Raw genomic sequence first — 12690 nt, forward strand, 5'->3', positions numbered from 1 at the left:
CGCCCTTCCGTCCCATTCGGCTTCCGTCACCGGCGGCTTGGGTCGCATTCGCCGCCGGTCTCCATTGTGCGGCCCCCCACTGACAACGGGGGCCACCGGCCGAAGCGGCCAGGTGACCCCCGTGATGCTCAGCCCTGCGGGACGCTCAGCGCCGTCGGCCCCGTCCGCGGCCCCCGCCCTGGTCCTCGTCGAAGTCGTCGTCCCGGTGCGGGCCCAGCAGTTCGTCCGCGAGGGACGGCAGGTCGTCCAGCGGGGTCTCCTCGGCCCAGTCCGACCGCGGCCGCCGTCGGGGCGCGCCCGCCTCGTCGACCTGGGGCAGCTCGCGCGTACGGCTCTCGGAGCCGTCGGGTGCGGCCTCCCGCTCGTCGCGGAAGAACCCCGGCGGCATCCGGTCCGCGGGAGCGTCCTGCCGTACCGGCGGCAGGACGGCCGTCTCGTCCACGGCGCCGCCGTCCCGCACCGGCGGCAGTACGGCGGTCTCGTCGGCGGCCCCGGGAGGTGCGACGGGCGGCAGTACGGCCGTCTCGTCGGCGGCCCCGGGAGGTGCGACGGGCGGCAGTACGGCCGTCTCGTCGGCGGGGCCGACGGTGGGCGCCGGGGGCTGGGGCAGCTCCGCCGTCACCTCGGCGTCGGAGCCCTTACCCGCCGCCCCCGCGTCCCGCGCGGGCTCCGGCTCCTTGTCCATACGGATCCTGGGCAGCGGAGTGGTGTCCTCCACCGGCCTCCTGCCCGCAACGGGCCGCTGGTCCTCCACCGGCTTCTTCTCCATCACCGGCTTCTTGCGCATCGGCACCCGCGGCAGGACCGCCGTCTCCTCCACCGGCCCGCCCGACGCGTTCGTCGGGGTGACCACCGGCGTCGGCACGGTCGCCGCCTCCGGGGCCACGGGGCCGGCGGGGGCGGCCGGCGGCCTGGACCGGGGGCCGCTCTGGGCCGCCGCCGCGGCCTGCTCCGCCGCGCGGCGCGCCTCCTCGGCCCGCAGCAGGGCCTCCTCGGCCTTGCGCTGCTTCTCCAGCCGCGCGGCCTCGGCCCTGCGCTGCTCCTCCTGGCGGGCCGCCTCGGCCTCCGCGCGGCGCCGGGCCTCCTCCTCGGCCAGCTTGCGCTGCCGCTCCTCCTCGGCCCTGCGCCGCTCCTCCTCGACCTTGCGGCGGGCCTCGGCCTCGGCGCGGGCCTTCTCCTCGGCGAGGAGCCGCTGACGCTCCTCCTCCGCTCGCCTGCGGGCCTCCTCGGCGCGCAGCCGGGCCTCCTCGGCCTGACGCTCGGCCTCGCGGCGCTGCGCCTCCTCCAGCTCGCGCCGCTTGCGCTCCTCCTCCTCGGCGCGCAGCTTGGCGAGCTGCTCCTGGCGCTCCCGCTCCAGGCGCTCCTCCTCGGCCTTGCGGGCGGCCTCTTCCTCGGCCTTGCGGCGGGCCTCCTCCTCGGCCTTCTTGCGCGCCTCCTCCTGGGCCTTGATCTCGGCCTCGGACAGCGGCAGCATCCGGTCGAGCCGGTGGCGTACGACGGTGGTGACGGCCTCGGGCTCCTGGGCCGCGTCGACCACCAGGTAGCGGCCGGGGTCGGCGGCGGCGAGCGTGAGGAAGCCGGAGCGCACGCGCGCGTGGAACTCGGCGGGCTCCGACTCCAGACGGTCCGGCGCCTCGGTGAAGCGTTCGCGGGCGGCCTCCGGGGAGACGTCCAGCAGCACCGTCAGATGCGGCACCAGGCCGTCCGTCGCCCAGCGCGAGATGCGGGCGATCTCGGTCGGGGACAGATCGCGGCCGGCGCCCTGGTAGGCGACGGACGAGTCGATGTACCGGTCGCTGATGACGACCGCGCCGCGCTCCAGGGCGGGCCGGACGACCGTGTCGACGTGCTCCGCGCGGTCCGCCGCGTACAGCAGGGCCTCCGCGCGGTGCGACAGACCGGCGCTCGAGACGTCGAGGAGGATCGAGCGCAGCCGCTTGCCGACCGGCGTGGCGCCCGGCTCGCGGGTGAGGACGACCTCGTGTCCCTTGGCCCTGATCCATTCGGCGAGCGCCTCGGCCTGGGTGGACTTGCCGGCGCCGTCGCCGCCCTCCAGGGCGATGAAGAAGCCGCTCGCGGCCGGGGCCACCGCCGGGTCGTCGCCGCCGAGCAGCGCGTCCCGCAGATCGAGGCGCAGCGGCACTCCGGAGCGGTCGTCGACCTTGGCCAGCACCAGCGCGGCCACCGGCAGCAGCAGCGCTCCGACCAGCATCAGGGTGAACGCGGCGCCGCCGTGCGCGAACACGAACTTGCCGTTCTCCAGGCGGTGCGGTCCGATCAGCGCGGCGAGCAGGGGGGCGCCGACCGCGGCCAGCGCCACGCAGACCCGCACCACCGCGTGCAGGTGTTCCGTCGTGCGGGTACGGCGGCTCTCCTCGGTCTCCTGGTCGAGCAGCGCGTGCCCGGTGTTCGCCGCGACCCCCGCGCCGACTCCGGCCAGACCCGTGATCAGCAGCACGCTGGTGACATCGGGGACCAGTCCGGCGGCCAGCAGGGCCACGCCGGTGAAGGCGATCGCCAGCGCGAGGAGCCGGCGCCGCGACAGCGTCACCAGCACCCTCGGCGCCGTACGGATGCCGAGGGCGACCCCTCCGGTCAGGGCGAGCACCAGCAGCCCGTAGAGCACGGGGCCGCCGCCCAGGTCCTTGGCGTGCAGCACGGCGACGGCGACGGCGGCGGCGATGGAGGCGGCGACGGCGGCGCAGGCGAGGACCAGCAGCGGGATCACGCCCGTGCGGCCGGTGTCGACGCCCGTGGCGGTCTTCGGGCGGCGCAGCCCCTCCAGCGGGGACCGCGCGCGCGGGGTGCGCACCGACGGCAGTTCCAGGAAGACGACGACCGACAGGGACCCGGCGAAGAGTCCTCCGGCGACGTAGGAGGCGAGGGCCGCCTGGTGCTGGGCGAACCAGGCGATCCCGGCGCCCAGCAGATTGTTGAACAATGCGGCGACGACGAGGGTGACTGCGCCCAGCGGGATCGCCACGAAGCCGGTGCGCAGCGACAGCCGGCGCAGGGCCTCCATGTGGTCCGGCAGCGGCCGTACCGTCGCGCCCTCCAGCGGCGGGGCGGGCAGCAGGGCGGGGGCCGCGCTCTCCCGGGCGACCGTCCAGAACCGTTCGGCGACACCGGTGACGAACACGGTGACGAGCAGGAAGGCCAGTGCGTCGTCGGGCGTCCAGTCGATCCACAGTGGCGCGACGAGCAGCAGCGCGGCACGCAGCCCGTCCGCGCCGACCATGGTCCAGCGGCGGTCGAGCGGGCCCTCCGGGGAGGTGAGCGAGGTCAGCGGGCCGAGGAGGACCGCGCCGAAGAGCAGGGTGGCCAGAATCCGCACCGCGAACACGGTCGCCACCGCGAACGCCACGCCGCGGTAGCCGCCCCCGAACGAGCCCTCGGCGATGGCCGCCTGGAGGACGAGGAGGACGAACACCAGGACGGCCAGGGCGTCCGCGACGCCGCCCACCAACTGCGCGCTCCACAGCCGCTTGAGCTGGGGCTCGCGCAACAGGGCGCGCACGGCGCGCTCGCGGGAGTCCGCCACCAGGGCGTCGTCCGGTGCCGGCGGGAGGGCCGTTGGCTGCTCGGCTCGCGTCATGCTTTCAGCCTATCGGCAGCGACTGACAGCCAGGGGTGCCCGTCCTGGTGTACGACCACCCCGACACCAAAGTGATGCCGGGGCGTTCGCGTCGTGAAGCCGCTGTGGGGAAATCGTGACCGGACCCGACCTGTTAGGTCCGCCCGGCCGACGGTCCGTCAGCCGGCTCAGTCCTCCGTCGTCGTCCGCGAGGCCGTCGTCTTCTTGGCGGCCGTCTTCTTCGCCGTCGCAGCCGTCGTGGTCTTCTTCGCGGCGGTCTTCTTGGCGGCCGTCTTCTTCGCCGGAGCCGCCTTCTTGGCCGTGGTCGCGGTCTTCTTCGCGGGCGCCTTCTTCGCCGTCTTCTTGGCGGGCCCCTTCGCGCGCTTCTCGGCGAGCAGCTCGAAGCCGCGCTCCGGGGTGATCTCCTCGACGCTGTCGCCGGAGCGCAGGGTCGCGTTGGTCTCCCCGTCGGTGACGTACGCCCCGAAGCGGCCGTCCTTGACGACGACCGGCTTCTTGCTGACCGGGTCCTCGCCGAGCTCCTTCAGCGGCGGCTTCGCGGCGGCGCGGCCGCGCTGCTTGGGCTGGGCGTAGATCGCCAGCGCCTCTTCCAGGGTGATCGTGAAGAGCTGGTCCTCGGTCTGGAGCGACCGTGAGTCCGTGCCCTTCTTCAGGTACGGCCCGTAGCGCCCGTTCTGCGCGGTGATCTCCTGGCCCTCCGCGTCCGCGCCGACCACACGCGGCAGGGACATCAGCTTGAGGGCGTCCTCCAGGGTGACCGTGTCGAGGGACATCGACTTGAACAGCGAGGCCGTACGCGGCTTGACGGCGTTCTTGCCGGTCTTCGGGGTGCCCTCGGGGAGCACCTCGGTGACGTACGGGCCGTAGCGGCCGGCCTTGGCGACGATGGGGTGGCCGGTCTCGGGGTCGGCGCCCAGCTCGAAGTCACCGCTCGGCTTGGCGAGCAGTTCCTCGGCCAGCTCGACGGAGAGCTCGTCGGGCGCCAGGTCCTCGGGGATGTCGGCGCGCTGGTGGCCCTCGCTGTCCTTCTCCCCGCGCTCGATGTACGGCCCGAAGCGGCCGACCCGCAGGACGATGCCGTTGCCCACGGGGAACGACGACACCTCGCGCGCGTCGATCGCGCCCAGGTCGGTGACGAGCTCCTTGAGGCCGCCGAGGTGGTCCCCGTCGCCGTTGCCGGCGTCGGCGGCGCCGCCCTCGCCACCGCCCTCGCCGAAGTAGAAGCGCTTCAGCCACGGCACGGACTGGGCCTCGCCGCGCGCGATGCGGTCGAGGTCGTCCTCCATCTTGGCGGTGAAGTCGTAGTCGACGAGCCGGCCGAAGTGCTTCTCCAGGAGGTTGACCACGGCGAAGGACAGGAAGGACGGGACGAGCGCGGTGCCCTTCTTGAACACATAGCCGCGGTCGAGGATCGTGCCGATGATCGACGCGTACGTCGACGGGCGGCCGATCTCGCGCTCTTCGAGCTCCTTGACCAGGCTGGCCTCGGTGTAGCGGGCCGGGGGCTTGGTGGCGTGCCCGTCGACCGTGATCTCCTCGGCGCTGAGCGCGTCGCCCTCGGCGACCTGCGGCAGCCGGCGCTCGCGGTCGTCCAGCTCGGCGTTCGGGTCGTCGGCGCCCTCGACGTACGCCTTCAGGAAGCCGTGGAAGGTGATCGTCTTGCCGGAGGCGCTGAACTCGACGTCCCGGCCGTCGGCGGCGGTGCCGCCGATCTTCACGGTCACGCTGTTACCGGTCGCGTCCTTCATCTGGGAGGCGACGGTCCGCTTCCAGATCAGCTCGTAGAGCTTGAACTGGTCGCCGGTGAGCCCGGTCTCGGCGGGGGTGCGGAAACGATCACCCGAGGGGCGGATCGCCTCGTGCGCCTCCTGCGCGTTCTTGACCTTCCCGGCGTACGTGCGCGGCTGGGCCGGCAGGTAGTCGGCGCCGTAGAGCTGGGTGACCTGGGCGCGGGCGGCGGCCACGGCGGTCTCGCTGAGCGTCGTGGAGTCCGTACGCATGTACGTGATGTAGCCGTTCTCGTACAGCTTCTGCGCGACCTGCATGGTGGCCTTGGCGCCGAAGCCGAGCTTGCGGCTGGCCTCCTGCTGGAGCGTCGTCGTACGGAACGGGGCGTACGGCGAGCGGCGGTACGGCTTGGACTCGACGGACCGCACGGAGAACCGCGTGTTCTCCAGGGCGGCGGCGAGGGCGCGGGCGGTCGCCTCGTCGAGGTGGAGGGTGTTCTCGCCCTTGAGCTGCCCGAGGGAGTCGAAGTCACGGCCCTGCGCGATCCGCCGGCCGTCGACGGTCTGCAGACGGGCGACGAGCGTCGACGGGTCGGAGGGGTCTCCCGCGCGGCCGGTGGCGAAGGTGCCGGTCAGGTCCCAGTACTCGGCGGAACGGAACGCGATGCGCTCGCGTTCCCGCTGCACGACGAGCCGGGTCGCGACGGACTGGACACGGCCGGCCGACAGGCGCGGCATGACCTTCTTCCACAGGACCGGCGAGACCTCGTAGCCGTAGAGGCGGTCGAGGATGCGGCGGGTCTCCTGGGCGTCGACGAGCTTCTGGTTGAGCTGGCGCGGGTTGGCGACGGCGGCCCGGATCGCGTCCTTGGTGATCTCGTGGAAGACCATCCGCTTGACGGGGATCTTCGGCTTGAGGACCTCCTGGAGGTGCCAGGCGATCGCCTCGCCCTCGCGGTCCTCATCGGTGGCGAGGAAGAGCTCGTCGGACTCCTTGAGCAGGTCCTTGAGCTTCTTGACCTGCGCCCGCTTGTCGGCGTTGACCACATAGATGGGCTGGAAGTCGTGTTCGACGTCCACGCCGAGGCGGCGGACCTCTCCGGTGTAGGTCTCCGGCACCTCCGCGGCGCCGTTCGGAAGGTCGCGGATGTGCCCGACGCTGGCCTCGACGATGTAGCCGGGGCCGAGGTAACCCTTGATCGTCTTCGCCTTGGCAGGCGACTCGACGATGACGAGTCGGCGGCCGCCCTTCGCGGTCTCGCTGGTCGGGGACAACTTCGCTCTTCTCTCCGGTCGACGCTGGGGCCTCCCCAGGCCTTGCTCCCGGGGTCGGGTCATGGTGACGCTGCGGAGTGTGACGGTACATCCCGCCCCCGTGTCAAACGGGAAAAGCCCGCAACGGCCACTCGAACGGTAACCCGACTACCGCCATTCCTGCCGCCCGGAGTGCCGACCGGTCCTTTTCCGCCGGAGCGGAACCCGTCCTCTCCTTTACCGGCATGACCGCGCTTACGCGGTTCAAACACGGGACGGTGCAGGATCCTCGGCATCGGTTCGACCGGCGGATTCAGAGGCGGGTGAAGCACCACGCCCCGACGGCCAGCGCGACGACGGCGGCGAGGGTCGCGAGGGTCGCCGATGCGACGGGGCTCACACCCTGGGCGACGGGTTCGCGATGCCGTGCCCGGACCGCGGTCCACACCAGCAGCGCGCCTCCGAACAGGGCGAACACCGTCCCCGCGAAGATCGCCGGCCCGCTCTCCATGATCGCCCCGCCCCCTTCTCTCCCACCCGCGCGTGCAGCGCCCCGGGAAGGCTGACACGCGTGGGCGGCGCCCGGGCGAACCCGAGGTGAACGGGAGACCCCCGGGCGGGGTCGGAGGGCCGCCGACGGGGCGCGCGGCCGGCCCGCCGGCGGCCTCCTGCGGCACCCGGCGGAGGCGGATCCGGCTGCGACGGGCCTCACACCGAACCCGGCACGGGTGTTTTCCGGTCGTCTTCGCGTTGTCGGCCCGGCCCACCGTGCGCGCAATCCGTGAGGAGCGCCTTGCAGCCCTCTTCCAGATCCTCGTGGATCCAGTAGTCACCGACGCTCATCCGTCCGACCCACAGTCGACACCGGCGTCCCGGAACCGGCCCATCTGCCCGCCGATCGCCGTATGGCGGCCCCGTACGAGACATGCCGTACCGCTGTCGGCCGCCTCGAGGCCGGGGTGCCCGGGCCAACTCCCCGTCGTACGCCGGCCGGACGCGGCCCGTGCCGCCCGCGCCCGGCGTGCGTCGCAGGCGGGTACCGGCCGCCCACGATCCGGCCCGCACCCCCGTCCGGCGTCTCCCCCGAGGGGGTGCCGGGAGCCGCGTCCCGTCTCAGGCGGGGCGGGCGGCGGGCGGGTTCACCGCGCCGGTTCCAGGAAGCCCTGCTCCACCAGGAGCCGGATCTGGGCGGGCGTACGGTCGCGCAGCGACACCGGGTCCTCGCCCACCAGTTGGGCGATGGCGTCCAGGATGCGGCCCGCGCTCAGGGAGCCGTCGCACACGCCCGCGAAGCCCGCGCCGACCGTGTCCACCTTGGTGGCGCGGCGCATCCCGCGGTGCTGGCGCAGCACGACGTGCTCCGGGTCCTCGGCACCGGGCATGCCGACCTGCTCCTGGACGATCTCCCCGGCGAGCCTGAAGTGCCCGGCGAGCAGGGCCGCGTCGTCGTGCGCGCGCAGGTAGTCGAGCCGTTCGAAGTGCGCGCGGACGGCGTCGCCGAGCGGCTGTTCGACCGGGTGGGGCCACTCCTCCACGGTGACGACGGGCTCGGCGGCCGACGTCCTGCGCAGGGTGATCCAGCCGAAGCCGACGGCCTTCACCTTGCGCGCCTCGAACTCGTCCAGCCACGCGTCGTACCGCGCCTGGTACTCGGCCGGGTCGCCCCGGTGGTCACCGGCGTCCCTGAGCCACAGCTCGGCGTACTGCGTGACGTCCTGGACCTCGCGCTGGACGATCCAGGCGTCGCAGCCGCGCGGCACCCACGACCGGAGCCGGTCCTGCCAGTCCTCCCCCTCCACGTGCTGCCAGTTGGCGAGAAACTGCGCGAACCCGCCCTCGGTCAGCCGTTCCCCCGCTCCCTGAACGAGCGAGCGGCACAGATCGTCCCCGCCCATCCCGCCGTCGCGGTACGTCAGCCGTGCGCCCGGCGAGATCACGAACGGGGGGTTGGACACGACGAGGTCGTACCGCTCGTCGTGGCGGACCGGCTCGAAGAGGGAGCCCTCGCGCAGATCGGCGGCGGGGGCGCCGGACAGGGCCAGGGTGAGCGCGGTGACGTGCAGGGCGCGCGGGTTGAGGTCGGTCGCGGTCACGCGCGTCGCGTGCCGGGCGGCGTGCAGCGCCTGGATGCCGGAGCCGGTGCCGAGGTCGAGGGCGGACGAGACGGGCGTACGGACGGTGATCCCGGCGAGGGTCGTGGAGGCGCCGCCGACGCCGAGGACGACTCCCTCGTCGCGGCTGCCGATGCCGCCGGCGCCGCCGACCGCGCAGCCCAGGTCGGAGACGATGAACCAGTCCTCGCCGTCCGGGCCGCCGTACGGGCGCACGTCCACGGTCGCGGCGACCTCGTCGGCGCCGGTGTGCACCAGCCAGCCGCTCTCCACGCACGCGCGGAGCGGCAGGAATTCCTCCACGCGCGCGTGCGGCACGGGCTGCTGGAGCAGGAAGAGGCGGACGAGTGTCTCCAGCGGCGTGTCTCCGCGGGTGGCCCTCAGGGCGGGCACGGTCTCGCTGCGCGCCAGGGCCGCGTACGCGGGGGCGCCGAGCAGGTCGAGCAGGCCGTCGGCGGTGAAGGAGGCCGCGAGCAGGGCCTCACGCAGCCGCGCGGCCACCTCGGGACGGTCGGCGGAGGGCAGGGGGGACAGGGTGGCGTCACTCACGCCCCCCATTGTCCCCGCTCCCCCGCGACTTGTCCCCGGCCCCGCTCGGCCACCCGGCCGGGTGGAGTGGTGGCGGAGCTCGATGGCGGGGCTCAGCTCGTGGTCGGCTCAGCTCGTGGTCGCGCGGGCCGAAGCCGACGCGGCGACCTTCTTGCAGCTGTCCTGTTGGGCCATGGCGTCCTTGACGTCGCCCTGTTCCAGGTTCTTCAGCGCGGTGTTGCCGGTCTTGCTGAGGGTGCCGAGCTGGGTGGCGATGTCCGCGAGGCCGTCGGCGAACTTGGCCTGGTCCTTGGTGTCCAGCGCGTCGACCTGCTTCTTCAGGTCCGCGTAGGAGGTGGAGAGCGTGTTGAGCGCCGCGACGGCGTCCGTCTGCTTCTTCGCACCGCCCTCGACGCCGGGCGGCGTGCCGGCGTTCTTGACGGCCAGGGCGAGCGCCGCGTACGCGTCGGACATGTCCTGGAAGGCCTGCGAGTCGGTCTTCTGGACGTTCGCCGGGGCGTTGTTGTCCGTGGCGGCCTGCTTGATGGCGGCGTTGGCGGCGTCGACCTTGGCGTCCTGCGCCGGCAGCGCGTCGCAGACCTTCTTGGCCCAGGCGTCGAGCTCCTTGTTGCCTTCGTCGCTGCTGCATCCGGACAGCGCCAGTACCAGTACCGCACCGCCGGACAGTGCGGCCGCGAGCTTCTTGTTCACCGGTTTGGTCCCTTCCATGGCCCTCGGCCCCGGAACATACACGCCCACCGGCCGACAACCCCAGGCCGAATGCCCGCTCCATATGGGTTTGGGGCCATTTGCACCAAGAGAGAGAAGGCTCACCACCTCCGCACACCCACGGCACAGCGGGCGGGCGACGCGTCAACGCGCGTCTCCCGCCCGCCCTTTGAGCTGGGCCCCGACGGCCGTACTACGAAACCACCGCCGGATCGGCCGACTTGGACGATCTGTCGGCGTTGTCCTCGTCACCCATGGCGATCCCACGCCGCTTGGAGACGTACACCGCGCCGACGATCACGGCGAGGGCGAGCATCGCGATCAGGATCCGTACCCCGATGTTCTTGTCGTCGCCGTAGCTGAACTTGATCACGGCCGGCGCGATCAGCAGCGCGACCAGGTTCATGACCTTGAGCAGCGGGTTGATCGCGGGTCCGGCGGTGTCCTTGAAGGGGTCGCCGACGGTGTCGCCGATCACGGTGGCCGCGTGGGCCTCACTGCCCTTGCCGCCGTGGTGGCCGTCCTCGACGAGCTTCTTGGCGTTGTCCCAGGCGCCGCCGGAGTTGGCGAGGAACACCGCCATCAACGTGCCCGCGCCGATCGCGCCGGCGAGATACGCGCCGAGCGCGCCCACACCGAGCGTGAACCCGATGAAGATCGGCGCCAGGACGGCGAGCAGTCCGGGCGTGGCGAGCTCCCGCAGGGCGTCCCGGGTGCAGATGTCGACGACCTTGCCGTACTCCGGTGTCTCGGTGTGGTCCATGATCCCGGGGTGCTCGCGGAACTGCCGGCGCACCTCGAACACCACCGAGCCCGCCGACCGCGAGACCGCGTTGATCGCAAGTCCGGAGAAGAGGAAGACGACCGCCGCGCCCGCGATGAGGCCGACCAGGTTGTTGGGCTGGGAGATGTCCATCATCAGGCTCATCGGCGCGCCCTCCCCGGAGAGCTTCTCGCCGACGTCGTTCGCGCCGGTCGTGATCGCGTCACGGTACGACCCGAAGAGCGCCGACGCCGCGAGGACCGCGGTGGCGATGGCGATGCCCTTGGTGATGGCCTTGGTGGTGTTGCCGACCGCGTCGAGGTTGGTGAGCACCTGCGCGCCCGCGCCCTCGACGTCGCCGGACATCTCGGCGATGCCCTGGGCGTTGTCGGAGACCGGCCCGAAGGTGTCCATGGCGACGATCACGCCGACCGTGGTGAGCAGGCCGGTGCCGGCCAGCGCGACCGCGAACAGGGCCAGCATGATCGAGGTACCGCCGAGCAGGAACGCCCCGTACACGCCGAGGCCGATCAGCAGGGCGGTGTAGACGGCCGATTCGAGGCCGACGGAGATACCGGCCAGGACGACCGTGGCGGGGCCCGTCAGGGACGTCTTGCCGATGTCCCGGACCGGGCGCCGGGTGGTCTCGGTGAAGTAGCCGGTGAGCTGCTGGATGACGGCGGCCAGGAGGATGCCGATCGCCACCGCGACGAGGGCGAGGATCCGCGGGTCGCCGTCCTTGCCGGTGATCGCCGTGTCGGTGACGCCGTCGAGGTCCGCGTACGTGCCGGGCAGATAGACGAAGACGGCGACGGCCACCAGCACCAGCGAGATCACCGCGGAGACGAAGAAACCCCGGTTGATCGCGGACATGCCACTGCGGTCCGTACGGCGCGGAGCGACCGCGAAGATGCCGACCATGGCCGTGAGCACGCCGATGGCGGGCACGAGCAGCGGGAACGCCAGCCCGAAGTCGCCGAAGGCCGCCTTGCCGAGGATCAGCGCGGCCACCAGGGTCACGGCATACGACTCGAAGAGGTCGGCGGCCATGCCCGCGCAGTCGCCGACGTTGTCGCCCACGTTGTCGGCGATGGTCGCGGCATTGCGCGGATCGTCCTCCGGGATGCCCTGTTCGACCTTGCCGACCAGGTCGGCGCCGACGTCGGCGGCCTTGGTGAAGATGCCGCCGCCGACCCTCATGAACATCGCGATGAGGGCCGCGCCGAGGCCGAAGCCCTCCAGCACCTTGGGCGCGTCGGCCGCGTACACCAGCACCACGCAGGAGGCGCCGAACAGCCCGAGCCCCACGGTGAACATGCCGACGACGCCGCCCGTGCGGAACGCGATCTTCATGGCCTTGTGCGAGACGGCGGTGAGATCCTTTTCCGGTTCACCGGGCGCCGGGGTGGCTTCGCGGGCCGCCGCGGCGACGCGCACGTTGCTCCGCACCGCGAGCCACATGCCGATATAGCCGGTCGCCGCCGAGAACGCGGCGCCGATCAAGAAGAACAATGATCGTCCGGCGCGCTGATTCCAGTCGTCCGCGGGCAGCAACATCAACAGGAAGAACACCACGACGGCGAATACGCCGAGGGTGCGCAGTTGTCGGGCCAGATACGCGTTGGCGCCTTCCTGGACCGCTGCCGCGATCTTCTTCATGCTGTCGGTACCCTCGCCGGCCGCGAGCACCTGCCGCAGCAGGACGCCCGCGACCACGAGCGCAGCCAGTGCGACGAGCCCGATGACCACCACGAGCAGGCGGTTGCCGTCGGTCAGCACTGCGGCCGCGAAGGTTGTCGGGTGGTCCAACCGATGAGGGGTAGAAAGCCCCGCCATTCGTCCTCCTTGACGTTTGGGCTGAGCTCAAGATTGTGGACGGATTGTAGGTACCGGAACCTGATCAAAACAGTGCGCGGTAAACAGAATTCGCCTACACGTCCAGTAATGCCTTCGGGGCATTCTCCGATCATTGATCGTTTCATT

General features: G+C 72.3%; 6 protein-coding genes. All 6 read right to left on the reverse strand.

The genetic code is table 11. The annotated features are described in order from the left end of the window. Positions 1–145 precede the first annotated feature (145 nt). Positions 146–3595, reverse strand: a complete 3450-nt coding sequence (gene tmk, locus OG852_RS22260; RefSeq protein WP_330348762.1) for a dTMP kinase — start codon at positions 3593–3595, stop codon at positions 146–148. A gap of 167 nt (positions 3596–3762) precedes the next feature. Continuing rightward, positions 3763–6597, reverse strand: a complete 2835-nt coding sequence (gene topA, locus OG852_RS22265) for a type I DNA topoisomerase (protein ID WP_330348763.1) — start codon at positions 6595–6597, stop codon at positions 3763–3765. A gap of 292 nt (positions 6598–6889) precedes the next feature. Beyond that, a complete protein-coding gene (locus tag OG852_RS22270; protein WP_330348764.1) occupies positions 6890–7087 on the reverse strand; it encodes a hypothetical protein in 198 nt (65 codons plus the stop codon). Positions 7088–7715: 628 nt separating this feature from the next. Further along, a complete protein-coding gene (locus OG852_RS22275; RefSeq protein ID WP_330348765.1) occupies positions 7716–9245 on the reverse strand; it encodes a DUF7059 domain-containing protein in 1530 nt (509 codons plus the stop codon). A 99-nt stretch (positions 9246–9344) separates the two neighbouring features. Then, the gene (locus OG852_RS22280) at positions 9345–9944 is read right to left on the reverse strand and encodes a small secreted protein (protein ID WP_133910704.1); all 600 of its coding nucleotides are present in this window, start codon (positions 9942–9944) and stop codon (positions 9345–9347) included. A gap of 193 nt (positions 9945–10137) precedes the next feature. After that, positions 10138–12543 (reverse strand): sodium-translocating pyrophosphatase, encoded by a 2406-nt coding sequence (locus tag OG852_RS22285; protein ID WP_330348766.1) that lies wholly within the window; start codon positions 12541–12543, stop codon positions 10138–10140. Positions 12544–12690 lie beyond the last annotated feature (147 nt).

The sequence above is a fragment of the Streptomyces sp. NBC_00582 genome, from assembly GCF_036345155.1.
Lineage (GTDB): Bacteria > Actinomycetota > Actinomycetes > Streptomycetales > Streptomycetaceae > Streptomyces.